General features: G+C 49.2%; 13 protein-coding genes and 3 pseudogenes. 8 read left to right on the forward strand and 8 right to left on the reverse strand.

The annotated features are described in order from the left end of the window. Window positions 1–436: 436 nt before the first annotated feature. The 3 genes from HYD27_RS04305 to HYD27_RS04315 form a co-directional block, all read right to left on the reverse strand. The gene (locus HYD27_RS04305) at window positions 437–1,195 is read right to left on the reverse strand and encodes an AIR synthase related protein (protein WP_219211843.1); all 759 of its coding nucleotides are present in this window, start codon (window positions 1,193–1,195) and stop codon (window positions 437–439) included. Window positions 1,196–1,277: 82 nt separating this feature from the next. Beyond that, window positions 1,278–1,742: a phage tail protein gene (locus HYD27_RS04310; protein WP_219211844.1), complete on the reverse strand. Its 465-nt coding sequence runs from the start codon at window positions 1,740–1,742 to the stop codon at window positions 1,278–1,280. 21 nt (window positions 1,743–1,763) lie between these two features. After that, entirely contained in the window at window positions 1,764–2,243 is a 480-nt protein-coding gene (locus tag HYD27_RS04315; protein ID WP_219211845.1) for a GyrI-like domain-containing protein, read from the reverse strand. Window positions 2,244–2,353: 110 nt separating this feature from the next. On the opposite strand from HYD27_RS04315, the gene HYD27_RS04320 reads away from it, so the two are divergent. Then, window positions 2,354–3,316 (forward strand): helix-turn-helix transcriptional regulator, encoded by a 963-nt coding sequence (locus HYD27_RS04320; RefSeq protein WP_219211847.1) that lies wholly within the window; start codon window positions 2,354–2,356, stop codon window positions 3,314–3,316. Window positions 3,317–3,454: 138 nt separating this feature from the next. On the opposite strand, the gene HYD27_RS04325 is transcribed toward HYD27_RS04320, so the two are convergent. Further along, window positions 3,455–4,366, reverse strand: coding sequence for a glycerophosphodiester phosphodiesterase family protein (locus tag HYD27_RS04325; protein ID WP_219211849.1), 912 nt, complete (start codon window positions 4,364–4,366; stop codon window positions 3,455–3,457). A gap of 192 nt (window positions 4,367–4,558) precedes the next feature. On the opposite strand from HYD27_RS04325, the pseudogene HYD27_RS04330 reads away from it, so the two are divergent. Together HYD27_RS04330 and HYD27_RS04335 are read left to right on the forward strand one after the other, a co-directional pair. Then, a pseudogene (locus tag HYD27_RS04330) lies at window positions 4,559–4,855 on the forward strand (hypothetical protein); the annotation flags it as partial. A gap of 2 nt (window positions 4,856–4,857) precedes the next feature. After that, entirely contained in the window at window positions 4,858–6,045 is a 1,188-nt protein-coding gene (locus HYD27_RS04335; RefSeq protein WP_219211851.1) for a serine hydrolase domain-containing protein, read from the forward strand. Window positions 6,046–6,154: 109 nt separating this feature from the next. On the opposite strand, the gene HYD27_RS04340 is transcribed toward HYD27_RS04335, so the two are convergent. Next, window positions 6,155–7,969, reverse strand: a complete 1,815-nt coding sequence (locus HYD27_RS04340) for a glycoside hydrolase family 2 protein (RefSeq protein WP_219211853.1) — start codon at window positions 7,967–7,969, stop codon at window positions 6,155–6,157. 135 nt (window positions 7,970–8,104) lie between these two features. Between HYD27_RS04340 and HYD27_RS04345 the strand changes: the two genes are divergently transcribed. Beyond that, window positions 8,105–8,896, forward strand: a complete 792-nt coding sequence (locus HYD27_RS04345) for a helix-turn-helix domain-containing protein (protein WP_220101488.1) — start codon at window positions 8,105–8,107, stop codon at window positions 8,894–8,896. 15 nt (window positions 8,897–8,911) lie between these two features. Here the strand turns inward: HYD27_RS04345 and HYD27_RS04350 are convergent, their stop codons facing one another. Further along, a complete protein-coding gene (locus tag HYD27_RS04350) occupies window positions 8,912–9,766 on the reverse strand; it encodes a helix-turn-helix domain-containing protein (RefSeq protein ID WP_219211854.1) in 855 nt (284 codons plus the stop codon). A 105-nt stretch (window positions 9,767–9,871) separates the two neighbouring features. Between HYD27_RS04350 and HYD27_RS04355 the strand changes: the two genes are divergently transcribed. After that, window positions 9,872–11,038, forward strand: a complete 1,167-nt coding sequence (locus HYD27_RS04355; RefSeq protein ID WP_219211856.1) for an epoxide hydrolase family protein — start codon at window positions 9,872–9,874, stop codon at window positions 11,036–11,038. Here the strand turns inward: HYD27_RS04355 and HYD27_RS04360 are convergent. Together HYD27_RS04360 and HYD27_RS04365 are read right to left on the reverse strand one after the other, a co-directional pair. Next, on the reverse strand, window positions 11,024–11,995 hold the full coding sequence (locus tag HYD27_RS04360; RefSeq protein WP_219211859.1) for an alpha/beta hydrolase: 972 nt from the start codon (window positions 11,993–11,995) through the stop codon (window positions 11,024–11,026). The genes HYD27_RS04355 and HYD27_RS04360 overlap by 15 nt on opposite strands. A 143-nt stretch (window positions 11,996–12,138) precedes the next feature. Then, window positions 12,139–12,408, reverse strand: a complete 270-nt coding sequence (locus tag HYD27_RS04365; protein ID WP_219211861.1) for a CD3324 family protein — start codon at window positions 12,406–12,408, stop codon at window positions 12,139–12,141. Between the two features lie 12 nt (window positions 12,409–12,420). Here HYD27_RS04365 and HYD27_RS04370 point away from each other — a divergent pair. The 3 genes and pseudogenes from HYD27_RS04370 to nrdF form a co-directional block, all read left to right on the forward strand. Further along, a pseudogene (locus HYD27_RS04370) lies at window positions 12,421–12,639 on the forward strand (class Ib ribonucleoside-diphosphate reductase assembly flavoprotein NrdI); the annotation flags it as partial. Then, window positions 12,626–14,685, forward strand: a pseudogene (gene nrdE, locus HYD27_RS04375) (class 1b ribonucleoside-diphosphate reductase subunit alpha). The pseudogenes HYD27_RS04370 and nrdE, both read left to right, overlap by 14 nt. 39 nt (window positions 14,686–14,724) lie before the next feature. Further along, a complete protein-coding gene (gene nrdF, locus HYD27_RS04380) occupies window positions 14,725–15,684 on the forward strand; it encodes a class 1b ribonucleoside-diphosphate reductase subunit beta (RefSeq protein WP_219211863.1) in 960 nt (319 codons plus the stop codon). The last annotated feature ends 185 nt before the right edge of the window (window positions 15,685–15,869 follow it).

A 15,869-nucleotide genomic window follows, 5' to 3' on the forward strand; every position in this document is an offset into this window, starting at 1 on the left:
GCCGCCAGCTTTTCTGTCCATTTAAGTTCACTAATTCCACTTCGCTTCATTGTACTTCACTTCCCCACCCCGCGGTTCCGGTTAGCTCCTCAAATTCCGCTGTTCCTCCTGCAAAGCGCAACCCGCAGGTTCAGCACGATGACCACATCTTCAACTTACCCCCAACTTTATACACACCTTATCCACAGCAAAAGCAATTCATAATTTCCTAAACAATAAAAAAAGACACCCGCGGGTGTCCTGGTGCCCATTCTATTCGCTTTCTTTCATTGTGCCTTCATCCGAAAGAGCTTCAGATCCGGTAAGCCCTTGCAGCCAGCCTTAGCGGGAAAAAGGAACACTAAGGTAGCGCATTCGGATTCCGGATGATCCTTAGTGGGAAAAAGTACAACTAATCCGGCTGAAATCAGCCTATAGATTAATTATCTGTTGCTCTCTATCGCCTGAGGGGAAGCAAACGGCCGATGATCTCCAGCTCTCCGCCAATTTCGGATTGGATGGTTTCAAGCTTGCCCTCTGCCGCTGAGAAAATCACTGCCGTCGACGGACCTCCCGAGGCATTCAGCTTCTCCGTGATCCCTGGTATTGCCTGAAAGCTGCAGCCGTTCAGCTCAGCCAGAAGTTCTGCCTCATACCCGGCCCCCTTAGAGCCGACCGGATGAATCTCATGCACCTCAGGCGAGGCTGCAAGTGACTGCAGCTGCCGGATGCTGCATAGTCTTGCCCCTTGTTCCAATACTGCGCTCCCGACCAGCGGTTCCCCCAGCATAACTACACAATCTCCGGCAAGCGACCGCATCAGCTTCAGCCGTTCCTCATCGGTTTCCCCGATAACGGTAATCCCTACGCCGGTCTGGCATGTGTTGAAATTGTCCTCTGTACTGCCATTCAAATGAGCCTCCGTAAGTCCGGCTTCGTCCAACAGTTTTTGTATCCCGCGGATAATTCCGCTCCCTGTCGGATACTTCTCCACAGCCAACGTATCCACTACGGTAAGAATGTCCGCCCCTATGGACAGAACTTCCATCACCGCAACCCGGGCTGTATAATAGCCGACGATATCCGGCGGAGTCTGCACTGCATCCATCGGCTTATTCCCGATACTTGCGCTGGAGTCACAGCCAATGACCAGCAAGCGGCTTCCCGCTCTTCGCACCAAGGTTAAATCGCGAATTTTTTGCACTGACGGTTTCATTATTGCAATCCCCCGAACCATTTATTGAACGCCCCTTAACCGCTGCGGAACAGCTTCCCGCTAACGTTACCTTCGTTCTATTTTAATATTCTCCTTTAATAACAAAAAATGAACCGCGGATGGTTCCCGCCAGCTTAGACTTCTGCCTTGCAAACTTAAACTTTCCTTCCAACTCTTTTGGCACCTCCATCCCCTCGGAAAGCTTAAAGCCAACGGCCCGCTTCTTAGGATCATCAATCGTATACATGACGTTGAGCGCAAGCCCGTCTTCATAGAAGACGTAGGAAAATTGGATATTTTCCACTTGAAAACGCGACGTTTCCAAAGGCTTGGCCGAAAACTCAATATCACGCTCTTCTTTCAAAATCCGGTTCACATAATCAAGGGTCTCCTGGCTTTCGCTGGCTGGTACAACCGTAAATTCATGCTTGTATTTGTTCATAAAGTAACGGGCTTCATTAGCACGCAAGCCGGCAAGCGCTTCTGCTGCGGGTGAAGACTCTAGGCCAACCGCAGACACATTTTTAAAATCAACGGTATAGGACATGCCCATCTCTCCTTGTACTTTTTATTTCCTTACCACAGGAATCCACATTTCACCAACAATCAACCCGTTCCGCTGCCCCATCTCAACTGAAGTATTTGGCCCCCCGACATAGGCAACATTCTTTGCATCCGGCAAGGCTTGGCCAAAGGCAATACCGGCCAGCTTATTGTTCAATTCGTCAGCCGTCTGCGCTTCCCCCTTAACAACCAGGTATTCTCCCTTAGGAAATTGGATCACTCTGGCTTCCTCTGGAGCCGTTGCCCCGGTCATGACGCCGGCATAATGCATCATCTTGTGGTTCACGGCTTCGTTCACGGCAAAAATATAGTTATTCGCTGCTATGCCTTTTAAATAATCAAGCCGGCCATCTTTGCTGACAGCCTGCCAAAAATCTGCCTTTTCCTTGTTTATCCGCCCATAGTCGTTGTAATCACTCTTCAGCTCCGTTCCTAAACCGATCACAGTAAAGCTGTCTTTTTGTTCGAGGGTATAATCCGCCATATTCAAAACCTTCCTCTTTGGTTAGATTATCAAATGATTTGTCTTCTTCACTTGATGAGTATATGATAGCCTTAAAATATGTCAAAAAATGATACTGTTTAGGAGTCCCGATGAAAAAAGTTGAACGGATTAATATCATCATGCGCTATATCAACAACCGCTCCCGCTTTACAATTGCTGAAATCATGCGGGAATTCAATATCTCCCGTTCGACCGCTATTCGAGATATCCGGGAAATCGAAGCCATGGGGATGCCGCTTGTGGCTGAAGTCGGGAGGGACGGGGGCTATTTTGTCATGCATAACTCGGTCCTTCCTGTTGTCCGCTTTACCGTGAATGAGGTCAAAGCACTGTTTATTGCCTTTATGGCCACCAGAAATCAACAGCTCCCCTATCTAAAGAGCCGGCAGTCTTTAACCGAAAAATTACTGAGCCTCATCTCACAAAACCAGCAGGATGACCTTTTTTCATTAAATCAAATCTTGCTGTTTGAAGGGACCAATCCGAGCAATCCCGACCTGCTTGATCTTTCAGACCTCCCTCATCCCATGCTGGAAAAACTGATTCAAATTCTGCTTGTGGACAGCTATTTATTGATAACCCTCGAAGAAGAGAAGGTAATCAAGTCTTATCCAATTTATCTTCTGCACCTTTATCGGGAAAAAAGCCTCTGGCTGATTGAGGGCTTTGACTTAAGGGAGGAAAAGAAGCAGCTGTATCCTGTTGACCTGCTTACCGATGTCATACCCTGCCCGGCGAAAAAAAGATTAAGCCGGAAAAAGATCCTGGAAAAACTGAGCAAGCAGGAGGAAGCAATCAACCTGATCCTTGAGCTTGGTCCAAAAGCGATTGCCCAGTTTAAAAAATACCATCCTTTAAAAGCTTCACTTTCCTACACAAATCCTTACCAGACCACAGCCTTATTAAAGACTTTTATCCATGTTGATAAGCCCGAAGAAGTGGCCGAAATAACCGATTGGCTACTTTTTCTGGGCAGGGATATTAAGGTCAGGGAAATGCCGGAAGAAATTTTGACAGGCTTACAACAAAGATTACGCTTATTTTGCCCATAATTGGCGGCAGGTTATTCCCGTTCCCGTACCTCAGAGATAATTATTGCAGCGGCTCCCGAATGCGCAAACAGAGGCAGCCGCGGACAATAAAAGTCCCGGACTGCCTCTGTTAATTGAACTGTCTCCTGCTTAATTGTGTTACCATTGAGCGTTGTCCCTGTTGGTATTAATGACTTCAAGAAAACGGTCCGGAAAATTGGTGTACACTCCATCCACCCCCCAAAGATAGGCTTTATCCATGTTGACTTGGTAATTCACCGTATAAGGCATCACCTTAAGTCCAGAATTCTTCACCTGCGCCACATAAGCTGAAGTGATTCCCTGAAAGTTTGGACTGATTCCCGCTGCGTATGATTTCACGTCCGCCAGGTATGATTCCGAGACTCTCGATGCGGCATAATTATTCCATACGAGCTGATATAACGGAATAGCCGGATTGATTTGGTGAAACTTACGCAAGCTGGCTGCACTAAATGAATGAATGGCTACCTCTTTTTCCAAATCATATTTCGTAATATATTCGTTTATTAAGGATTCAATATTATTGTTTGGAGTAGAATCCTTGATTTCAAGAATATATTTGATATTTTTGCCAAAAGTATCAAACACCTGCTCAAGTGTGGGAATTGTAATGCCTGCATAGCTCTCCCTGGCAAACATCGGATACGCCTTGTTGAACCATGACCCTGCGTCAAGCCGAGTAATCTGCTCTAAGGTCATGTTTTTAACATATCCTTTTCCATTGGTTGTGCGATTAACGCTCTCATCATGAATCACGACAGGAATATGATCCATGGTTAAGTGGATGTCCAGCTCAATGAAATCCGCCTTCATACCGATTGCCAGTTCGAAAGCCGGCAGTGTGTTCTCAGGAGCATATCCTGAAGCGCCGCGGTGGGCAATCGTATAGACATTACCCGCAGGATCAATTAATTCTTTGACCTTAACCCGAATCCATGGGGAATAAGCATACAGTGTTGCAGACAAGAAAATAAACAATAAAACATGTACTCCGGTAAAATAAGCTTTATGTCTGTAGATTTTCATCATTGAGCTGTCCTCTTTTTCTATATCTCATCCTTTATTGGCGTAAATCTTATATTAACAGTAAGGCTGATTGAATTCCACAGTTTTCAGCAATGGCTCCCCTTTGCTCTGTATTGTTGTTCAAGGCCTAAAGGGGGTAATACTCGGTGAAGGCCGCTTCAGTTAAGCGATGATGAGCTCAAGGCGAACCACAGGAGAGCCTCCAAACGCGGTACGAATGTTGCCGAATTAGATGTATCCATGCTGGATGCTGTTGTGCGGCTTATCCGCCTGCTGGATAAACCGGCCGTCAAGACCAGTCATATTGATGAGGCGATCAAGGCACTCTCGGTCACGCTGACCGACGAAGAAGCAGAACAGTTGGAAGCGTCGTATCCCCCTCGTGCCGATCCGGTGGTTAAAGTTCGTTACGGCACTATACAACCGCTCCAAAAGCGCTTAATATTTTCTATAGCGAACCGCTTTAGTTTATTAAGAAGGAGACATAGGTGACAATGCTGGAGCCAAACCTAACCAACCAATTGAAAAAAACGCTGAGGGCAAGTATCGGCAGCAGGGAAATCGCCGGTGCAAACTTCATGGTGATCAAGGACGGCAACGAAGTTTTTTATCATGAAGACGGCTGGGCCGATCTTGAGTCTGGGCGCCCTGTTGCAAGGGATTCGATTTTCCGTTTGTATTCGATGACGAAGCCGGTTACCGCCACGGCCGTTATGATGCTGCTGGAGCGTGGGGATATCGATTTGTTCGATCCGGTAAGCCACTATATCCCGGGCTTCAAAAACCAGCAGGTTGAGAGAAACGGCGGGCTGGTACCGGTCAGCCGGGAAGTCAATATTCAGGATTTGCTCAACATGACATCTGGGCTGGTGTATGGCGGAACCGACAAGGCCGGGCAGCACACAGAGGCCTTATTCCAGGAGCTGGGCAGCCGTCTATACGGTGAAAACCCAATGGGCACCATGGAATTCGCCAACCGTTTGGGACAAGGTCCTCTTTCGTTCGAGCCGGGATCATACTGGCAGTACGGAACGTCGGCGGATGTCCTTGGAGCAATTGTGGAAGCGGTTAGCGGCATGCGGTATGGTGAATTTTTGAAGAAGGAAATCTTTGAGCCGCTGGAAATGAAAGATACCGGTTTCTGGCTGCCTGAAGAAAAAAGAGCCCGCCTGGCGAAAACCTATCAGGATGACGGCGAAGGCGGCTTGAAGCTGTACGCAGAAAGCCATCTGGGCATCAGCCATCAGCTGGACCGCAATCCGGCATTCGAGTCGGGCGGAGCGGGCCTTGCGTCCACGATTGACGATGCCGCCAAATTTACGACGATGCTGATGAAGCAAGGCAGCTTAAACGGTCATCAATTGCTGCAGCCCAGAACGGTTCAGTATTTAACATCGCCTTCCTTAACCGCTTGGCAGCAAAAGGGCTTCGATACGTGGCATACCTTGAGCGGACATACCTACGGCAACCTGATGCGCATCCTGAACGACACCGGGAAAGCCGGGATTATCGGCGGCAAAGGCGAATACGGCTGGGACGGCTGGCTTGGGGCGTACTTCTGCAACAGTCCTCAAGACGGTCTGACCATACTATTTATGATCCAGAAAAAAGATGCCGGTACGATGGCGATTACCCGCAAGCTGCGCAATATTGTATTCAGCTCCTTGCAGGCGGCACAATAAAAGGAAATATCGTATATCAGAATACTCGCTAAACGGAACTGACAAAAGCAGCCCGCCCTTTGCCGGGGATGGACTGCTTTTGTTGTCATCACACGAATTTAATCTTCAGTCAGTTGGCCATATTCGGCAATATAGCCACAGCGCTACCGTTTTTCTGCCCCAAATTAACCTGCCGGATCTTCTCCGGCGCCACTTTCGGCTTCCGGTCCTCGGTCAGCAGGCCGTTCACCTCATGCTGCACGTCCGTAAGCTGCGTATAACAGTAGCCGGAAATAAACGGAATTGCTGTAATTGCCCCGGTTATACTGCCGAACCGCTCCAGGAAAGCTTCCTCGGTATCCACCTGATTGCCGTAACCCCAGCCCTGTCCGCTTTTGAAGGCAATGCCTCCAAACTCGCTGATGATAATCGGTTGTCCTTTGTAGCTGTAGCCTTGGGCGAACGCAAACTTCCATTCGTTATAAGTACCGCTGCTGCCCGTAATCGAGTGCTTATCCTTGTAGGTTTCGTACAAATCCTCGCCCCGCTCCACATAATCGTGAAGGGTCAAAATATCGGAAACCGTATGCTCCCATCCGTCATTGGTGATGACCGGTCGATATGGATCGATGGATTTGGTCAAATGATAAATGCCTTCCGTGAACCTTTGCTGCCGGATTTCATGGATAATATTTTGAATACCCCAGGATTCGTTAAAAGGCACCCAGGTGATAATGCAGGGATGATTGTACTGCTGCTGCACGGCCTCCAGCCATTCCTTGGTAAACCGCTCTACGGCCTCATCGTTAAATTCATAAGCGGCCGCCATTTCGGACCAGACCAGCATGCCTTTGACATCGCACCAGTACAGGAACCGGGCGTCTTCGATCTTCATATGCTTGCGCAAGCCGTTGTAGCCCATCCCGGCGATTGCCTCGATATCTTCTATCAGCGCGTCCTCGGACGGAGGCGTCAAATGACTTTCGGGCCAGTAGCCCTGATCCAGGATCAGTCTTTGGTAAAGGGGAATATTGTTCAGCAGGATTTGGCCGCCCTTGATCGAGATTTTACGCATGCCGAAATAAGAGCCGACCCTATCGATCTCCCGTTCTCCTTCGTACAGCACAAATTCCGCGTCAAACAGATTCGGATTGCCCGGCGACCACAGGTTTTGCAGCCATGGGCCGTTGATGCCGCTCATCATGCCGGTTTCCACGGTCAGCGAGGCTCTGTCCACCGAAAGGCTCAGCTTTCTTACCGTTTCGTCCTTAAATGTAATTTCCGTCTCCAGCCGGAGATCCTTTTTGTCTTTCGTACCGTGCATGCTGAAATCAAACCGGATCATCTGGCGGTCGATGTCCGGCGTCATTTTCACCTTGTCCAGGCGGGTTTCATGGACATGCTCGAGCCAAACGCTTTTCCAAATGCCTGTCGTCTGCACATAAAACGAATCATGATTGCGGCCGGCCCAGCGCTGCTTCCCCCGGGGCTGAAGACAGCTGTCGCTGTCTTCCACCTTCAGCACGATTTCATTTTCGTCCTCTTGCATAAGCAGGCCGGTAATATCAAAGGAAAACCGGGCGTACGCCCCTTCATGCTCCCCCGCAAAGCTGCCGTTCACCCAGCAGGCCGCTTTATAATCCACGCCTTCGAAATGCAGCATCGTCCGCTTCCCTTCCGCCTCCGGAGAAAGCGTCAGTTTTCTGCGGTACCAGATCTGCGGATGGAATTTCTCCTCGCCGATCCCGCTCGCCACAGTCTCATAGGTAAATGGAACGTTTATTTTTTGCGCGGCCGGAAAATGGTCCATAAAGCGCTCCGCATCGCCGGCTTTGGCATCATCGAAGCTGAAATCCCACTCCCCGTTAAGATCCAGCCAATGGCTGCGCACAAATTGGGGCCGCGGATAGTTTTTTATATAAAATTTCGTAGCTGCTGCTGGCACTTTGGCACCTATCCTCTCTCATTACTGAAATATTATCTGTATTTCTTATCACAGATTACTATCTTGTTCATTAAAAGAAAATGATTTATCCTATTTAATGACTGATCTATAATCTTTTCGGGGAGTGGAGCTTGTTTGATACAGCTTAAGAGATGCGGCTATAACGTGATTCATCCGGAGGGCTTCACCGTTGATCGCCCGGGAGGCTCCGGCGATTATGTTTTTGTGTTTTTCCGGAGCAAAATGGAGCTTCAAATCCGATCACAAACGGTGATGGCTGAACCTAACACATTTATTATTTATAACAAAAACAGCCCGTATTTCTACCGGGATGCTGAACAGCCGCTGATTCATGATTGGTTCCATTTTGATATGGAGGCTGCGGATGCTTTTTTTGATCGGCTGAACCTTCCTTTGGATACCTTAATCAAGGCATATGACCCCTTCTATATCTCCAGAAAAGTGAACGATATTCATTGGGAGAATCTGCAAAACGGAACCTTCCGCAATGAAATTACCGATTATACCATTCGTTGCCTTTTTATGAAGCTTAGCGATATCCGAAATCATGTGGAGTCCCGTAATCAAGTCAGTAAATACTATGATCAGTTCCTGAACCTGCGGAATGAGGTTTTCAACGCTCCTTCGACTTGGTATACAGTAGAAGCTTTGGCGGATAAGCTGAATATGAGCCGTTCCTATTTTCAGCATATGTACAAACAAATCTTTGGGATATCAGTAATAAACGACATCATCCTCAACAGACTGGGATATGCCTCATATTTACTGAAGAACACCCCGTATGCGATAAGCCAGGTTTCCGGCATTTGCGGGTATGAGAACGATGTGCATTTTATGCGGCAGTTTAAAAAGTTCGTAGGCTTAACCCCGAGTGAATACAGAGGAAGGTCTGATGTTGAAAGTTAGTGTAGACAAAGTCTCCTATTGAACAAGAGCCAGCTTGCGGGAGGTTTTCCGGTACGTTGTGGGCGACATCCCTTTTTTAGCTGTAAATTGTTTAATGAAGTAGGTGTCATACTCAAATCCGGTGGAATGTGCAATTTCATTCAGGTTCATATCTGTATGCGTTAAAAGCTCCCCCGCAACCTTCAGACGGTGCGAAAGCAAGTAGCCAACGGCTGTATTTCCGCATCGCTCCCGGAACAGCTTATTGAGGGATACGCGATTCAAACGGGCGCAATTCGTTAAATCTTTCAACGCAATCCTGTTGGGATAATTAGTGTGTATATAATCCATTACCAGATCAACAGGTGAATGCTCTCTATCACGGTTCAAATCCTCAAGCAGCCCTAACATTTGGATCAGGTATTTTTTTATTCTGCACACCCATAGTTCATCACTTTGGGCATACACCTCTGTTCCAAGCACAAAAAACCATTCCAATAAAATTGGAAATGCTTTTTCGGTTACACGGGGTACCCCTGAATTTAAATGATCACCTTGAAAAAGTGAAAGACCCGTTTGTATTCTCGGATTGGCGGGAAAGTAATCCTCTGGACCAGAAAGAGTGACAGTGTTAAGGAAATCCGGATGAAAGCTGAAGGATTGTGCAGCTACGTCATTCATCTCAATTATCTGTATCTCAGCATCTTCAGCCAAGCAAAGCACACCGGGGGCAGCGATAGCTATTGGCCGTGCATTTAATGTGCCGCTGATGCTCCCGGACGTAACAAACAGCAGAGTATAACGTTCCGGATAGGGAAGAATATTAAAATCCTCCACTGCTGCAAATTCAATGTGAACCGTGCGTTTTTTATATCGGTCAATTTGCGGCATCGTCGTCACCTGTCCAATAGTATAGTCAAATGCTTCATTTATAACAGTGTATCACACAAAATCAAGAGATATAATAACGATGTGCTACGGGAAGGAGAGTCCATTATGACTGTTGAACGTTTTCAAATCCAGGTATCTGATGAAGTGCTTGACGACCTGAAATACAGGCTGGATCACGTCCGCTGGCCCGGCCAATTGCAAGACTCCGGTTGGGAAAGAGGTACGGAATTAGGTTATTTGCAATCGCTTGTTTCGTATTGGCGGGACGATTTTGACTGGCGTGCACAAGAAGCCGAATTGAACCGCTTCTCCCAGTTTCGCAGTACGGTTGACGGAATAGCTGTACACTTCGTGCATGAGCGCGGCACAGGGCCTAATCCCATCCCCCTGATTCTTACCCACGGCTGGCCGGACAGTTACTTGCGTTACCGGAAGATTATCCCTCTGCTTACTGATCCCGCTTCTTATGGCGGTGACCCTGAGGACTCCTTCGATGTCATTGTCCCTTCACTGCCCGGGTTTGGCTTCTCCGGCCGTCCTGGCCACAGTGGAATCAACAATTCACGTGTTTCCGGAATATGGGCTAAGCTCATGACCGAAGAACTCGGCTACAGCAGGTTTGCTGCCGCAGGCGGGGATATGGGCTCAGGTGTTACAAGATATCTTGCAGCAAGCCATCCCGAACTGCTCATAGGAATCCATCTGACCGACATCGGCATCATCAGAGATCTGCTGGCTTCACAAGCTCAGGCAGAGCTTTCGGAAGAAGAGCTGCGATACAAGCAGCAGGCTCAGGAGTGGATTTCCCTTGAAGGCGCCTATATGTCCATTCAATCGACCAAGCCGCAGACGCTTAGCTTTGGACTATCCGATTCACCCGTAGGGCTGGCTGCCTGGCTGGTTGAGAAATTCCGTTCATGGAGCGATTGCAGCGGTGATCTGGAGCTTAGATTTAGCAAAAACGAGCTGCTCACCAATATTATGATCTATTGGGTCACCAACACGATTGGATCATCGGCGCATATGTATTATGAGAATACGCATTCCTTGCCTTCACTCGGCCGCATAGAGGTACCGGCAGGCATTGCGCTTTTCCCGGCAGATATCCTGCTGCCGCCCAGAACATGGGCTGAGCGCAGCCTGAATATAACCCGCTGGACTTCAATGCCCCGCGGTGGACATTTTACCGCCATGGAAGAACCGGAGCTGCTGGCCGAGGACATCCGCGCCTTCTACAGACCTTTTCGGACCTCAAGATCAGAGCAGCTGTAGGGCTTTCAGCAAGGCGTGTTCACTTGATTTGGCGCCTTCCCGTGAATAATGGGCATCCGGATATATCGGCGACAGATGATGGTACCCTGGATAGACATGCAGCTCTGCCGGGACACCGTCAAAAACCAGCTGTTTTACGAATAGCAGCGCTTCATCGATGAATAAATCAACGGTACCTATATTCATATACACAGGCGGCAACCCGGCCAGTGATGCTGCACGCGCTGGCACATAATACTCACTTTCCGCCTCCCGGCCGGGCTCATGCCCCAATACTGCTTTCCAGCCAAAATAATTGCTTGGCCGGGTCCAGATAAACTCTCCGGCATACGGGTGATCCGGCGTTATGCTTGTCCGGTCATCCAGCATAGGTCTCAATAGTCTAAGATGATGGACCGTGAATTCCCTCTGATCACGAATGTATAATGCCAGCCCGGCTGCTAATCCGCCGCCGGCGCTTCCGCCCGCGAGGGCAATCCTCTGTATATCTATCCCCAGTTCCTCTGCATGCTCAATACACCATTTTAGGCCGGAATAGCAGTCTTGCAGCTGACTGGGCTGAACATGCTCGGGAGCCAAGCCGTAGTACACAGATACGCAGCAAAAACTATGCTGTGCAGCAAGTGACGCATTAGCCGGACGATCAACGACTGGACTGCCCAGGACCATTCCGCCCCCGTGAATCCAATAATATAGAGGCAGCTTATTATATTCCGCTTGTTTTGGCCTAATGATTTCAATGCGAATATCCGGACCGCCAAAGTAACTTGGCACCCTCTGTTCCTCTAATACAACCGGGAAGATCTGCGTTACATCGGTCTGCGGCATCATTTGCGTCTGATTCTTACGCGATTCCATAAGTGCCGTTTCGGTAAGATCAGTTGTTGGTATTACATCGAGTACACCGATGATTTCTTGATCAATCAGATGTCTGCTTCTGCTTGCTGGCTCACCCATACCATAATCCCCTCATTTTCTTGGTTTTCCGTACCACCTTATTCTAAAAGATACAGGGAGCTTCGAACATGAAAACAATGATTTAGAATCATTGTCGGCATAAAACAAAAAACACTGATGAAGAATCTTCACCAGTGCCGTCTTTACTTTTTGTGCGAATATACAATTTTCTTAATGGTGTCGGCGGAGAGGAAATATTCCTTTGCCAGCCACTCGATACTAATGCCGCTATGAAAAGCATCTCTGATGCGCTCATTCCGCTGATCCAGCAGCCGTCTTCCTCCGCTCAGGCTTCCCCAATTCTTATAATCCGCCTCCAGCTTGGGAATATACAGTGTTTCTCCTTGGATATATTTTTGAATTTCCAGGATTAGCTTTTCGGGTAGAACTTTTGCTGCATTCCTGTATTTCAAGCTTGCCCGCCGATTCCAGAGAAGGTGTCTGCTTTCCTGAAGAACAATTATGCCAATCTCAGAGGAACCGCCGCCAGCGGCAACAAGAACTGGGGCGTGCTGTTCGCGCATAGCGCGGACTTGATTGCGGACCGGTACAACGTGCCGGTTATCGGAAAATTCGAGCTATCGGGTACCTTTGGCGATGTGGAACGGATTAAACAGGAGGTGAGCCGGGTTGCGGCATATTGAACTGAACAACATGCTAATGAAGCGGGACGAGAGCGGCTTCTTCCAACTGGACAAAGATCTTGAGGCGGTAGCCGAATTTATGCGGGATGTGGAGCGGCGGAGCCTGGTTTTTGCGGACACCAAAGCTAAGGTTGATTACATGATCGAACAGGACTATTACGAGAACTTCTATGCGCAATACAGCACGGCGGAGATTGAGGAAATCTACAGGATTACCCATGCGTATAACTTCAGCTTCCCCTCTTATATGGCCGCCTCGAAGTTCTATACGGATTACGCTGTAAAAAGCAATGACCGCAAGCAATATCTGGAGCATTTCCCGGACCGTGTAGCGGCAGTCGCCCTTCACCTGGGCCGCGGCAACGCCGGTACTGCCGGGTTGCTTGCCCGTTCAATGATGGAGCAGCGTCTGCAGCCGGCTACCCCTACCTTCCTGAATGCAGGTAAGAGCCGGCGCGGGGAGCTGGTCTCCTGCTTCCTTATCGAGATGGACGACTCGCTGAATTCCATCAACTACGTGCTCAATACCTGCATGCAGCTGTCGAAGATCGGCGGCGGTGTGGCAGTCAACCTACGATCAAGGGTGTCGAGGGCGCGGCCAAGGGGATTATGCCTGTGCTCAAGCTCATGGAGGACGGCTTTTCCTATGCGGATCAGATGGGCCAGCGCAAAGGCTCGGGAGCAGCTTACTATAATATTTTTGGCTGGGATGTTCTGGAATTCCTTGACAGCAAGAAAATCAATGCCGATGAGAAAACAAGACTCAAGACCCTCTCCATCGGCCTGATCATTCCGAACCGCTTCTATAAGCTCGCGAAGGATAATGAACCGCTGCATGTATTTGCCCCTTACAGTGTGTACAGGGCCTATGGCACGCATCTCGACGATATGGACCTGGACGACATGTACGACAAGCTGCTGGCTGATCCGCGTGTCAAGAAGAAGAAGGCCATGGGCGCACGGGATATGCTGACCAAAATTGCCATGATCCAGCTGGAATCCGGCTATCCTTATATCATGAACAAGAGCAATGCCAATGCGGCCCATGTCCTGAAAAACGTCGGACAGATCAAGATGTCCAACCTGTGTACGGAAATCTTCCAGCTGCAGGAAACCTCGGAGATTGGCGACTATGGCCAAGAAGACGTAATCCGCCGCGACGTAAGCTGCAATCTGGCCTCTCTGAATATTGTCAACGTGATGGAGCACGGCAAGCTCCGTGAATCGGTGCATGAGGGCATGCTTGCACTTACCGCTGTCAGCGATATGACCAGCGTCTCCAATGCCCCGGGCGTAGCGAAGGCTAACAACGAGATGCACTCTGTCGGCCTCGGTGCCATGAATCTGCACGGCTATCTCGCGAAGAACAACATTGCTTATGAAAGCGAACAGGCCCGCGACTTCGCACGGACCTTCTTCATGACCATGAACTTCCACTCGCTGGAGAAAAGCATGGAGATTGCCGCTGCAACCGGCCGCTCTTTCCATGGCTTCGAGGCATCCGACTATGCCTCCGGAGCTTATTTTGAGCGTTATCTGACTACGGATTACCGCCCGGTTACACCAAGAGTGCAGGCATTGTTCGGTGATATGTTTATCCCCTCCCCTGCTGACTGGGAACAGCTCCGGGATGCAGTAAAAGAGAGCGGCCTGTACCATGCTTACCGCCTGGCGATTGCGCCGACGGCCAGCATTTCCTATATCCAGAATGCCACTTCGAGCGTGATGCCGATTGTCGAGCAGATTGAGACCCGGACCTATGCCAATTCAACCACTTACTATCCGATGCCGTACCTGCGGCCGGACAATGTGTTTTTCTATAAATCGGCTTACCAGATGGACCAGTTCAAGGTCATAGACCTGATCGCGGAGATTCAGCCCCATATCGACCAGGGCATCTCGGCCGTTCTGCATGTCAACAGTGATGTATCCACCCGGGAGCTGGCCCGTTCCTACCTGTATGCGGCGCATAAAGGACTGAAGTCGCTGTATTACACCCGGACCAAAAAGCTGTCCGTCGAGGAATGCCTCACCTGCTCGATCTAAATGGAAGGCTGGAGCCGCAAAAAAGGAGACTGCACGATTATGAGCGCTATTCAAGCTGTGAACTGGAACCGTCCCGACGATGACTTCTCTTTGATGTTCTGGAATCAGAATATTATGCAGTTCTGGACGGATGATGAAATCCCGTTATCCGATGACAAAATGTCCTGGCTCACGCTCAGTGAGCAGGAAAAGGACTCTTATATGAAAGTACTGGGCGGCCTGACGCTGCTGGATACAATTCAGGGCGGAGTAGGCATGCCGCAGATTATGGAGCATGTGGAAGGCCTTCAGCGCAAGGCTGTGCTGGGCTTCATGGGCATGATGGAACAGATTCACGCCAAGTCGTACAGCAGCATCTTCACCACTCTGGCCTCCACAGAGGAGATAGACAGTGTATTCCGCTGGGTGGAAGAAAATCCGTTCCTGCAATTCAAGGCGGAGACCATCTCACAATATTACAAAAGCATAGAGTCGCCCGGGGATCTGTACCTCGCCATGGCAGCCTCCGTGCTGCTGGAGAGCTACTTGTTCTACAGCGGCTTCTTCTATCCGCTCTATCTGGCCGGTCAGGGCAAAATGACCTGCAGCGGCGAGATTATCGACCTTATTTTGCGGGATGAGAGCATTCACGGGGTTTATGTAGGTGTGCTGGCACAGGAGATCTTTGACGGACTCCCGGAAGACGGGCAGCGCGACCTGCACCAGACGCTGGTGGGATTGCTCCGCCTGCTGCATGAGAATGAAGAGCGCTATACGGAGCAGATTTATGCTTCCATCGGGCTGGTGGACGAGGTCAAGACCTTCCTCAGATACAACGCCAACAAAGCGATGATGAATCTGGGCCATGACCCCCTGTTCGACGAGGAAGAGATTAACCCGATTGTCCAGAACGGCATCAGCACCCACACCAAGCAGCATGATTTCTTCTCCAAGAAAGGCAACGGATATATCCGGGCGCTTAACGTGGAACCGCTGAAGGATGAGGATTTCCAATTTTAACGATACTTGAATTTCTTTTATTGTGGATAAGGTGCAAGCTGGAGCTAACGGGATAGCTGGGGTAGGAAAGTGGAGTAAAATGAAGTGAAGTGGAATTAGTAAACCTAAATGGACGGAAAAGCTGACGGTAGAAGAAATAGTGGGAAAAAGCAGACTTCATTGAAGCCTATTCCCCTGAAAGAGAG

The organism is Paenibacillus sp. S150 (genome assembly GCF_019352175.1).
In the GTDB taxonomy this organism is placed as follows: Bacteria; Bacillota; Bacilli; order Paenibacillales; family Paenibacillaceae; genus Paenibacillus_AQ.

What these genes read in the sequence shown, in the direction of transcription:
- HYD27_RS04315 (WP_219211845.1), bottom strand. Translation starts at nt 2,243, where the DNA reads ATGGCGGATTATACCCTCGAACAAAAAGACAGCTTTACTGTGATCGGT.
- HYD27_RS04325 (WP_219211849.1), bottom strand. Translation starts at nt 4,366, where the DNA reads ATGATGAAAATCTACAGACATAAAGCTTATTTTACCGGAGTACATGTT.
- HYD27_RS04355 (WP_219211856.1), top strand. Translation starts at nt 9,872, where the DNA reads ATGACTGTTGAACGTTTTCAAATCCAGGTATCTGATGAAGTGCTTGAC.
- HYD27_RS04310 (WP_219211844.1), bottom strand. Translation starts at nt 1,742, where the DNA reads ATGTCCTATACCGTTGATTTTAAAAATGTGTCTGCGGTTGGCCTAGAG.
- HYD27_RS04350 (WP_219211854.1), bottom strand. Translation starts at nt 9,766, where the DNA reads ATGCCGCAAATTGACCGATATAAAAAACGCACGGTTCACATTGAATTT.
- HYD27_RS04360 (WP_219211859.1), bottom strand. Translation starts at nt 11,995, where the DNA reads ATGGGTGAGCCAGCAAGCAGAAGCAGACATCTGATTGATCAAGAAATC.
- HYD27_RS04320 (WP_219211847.1), top strand. Translation starts at nt 2,354, where the DNA reads ATGAAAAAAGTTGAACGGATTAATATCATCATGCGCTATATCAACAAC.
- HYD27_RS04335 (WP_219211851.1), top strand. Translation starts at nt 4,858, where the DNA reads ATGCTGGAGCCAAACCTAACCAACCAATTGAAAAAAACGCTGAGGGCA.
- HYD27_RS04305 (WP_219211843.1), bottom strand. Translation starts at nt 1,195, where the DNA reads ATGAAACCGTCAGTGCAAAAAATTCGCGATTTAACCTTGGTGCGAAGA.
- nrdF (WP_219211863.1), top strand. Translation starts at nt 14,725, where the DNA reads ATGAGCGCTATTCAAGCTGTGAACTGGAACCGTCCCGACGATGACTTC.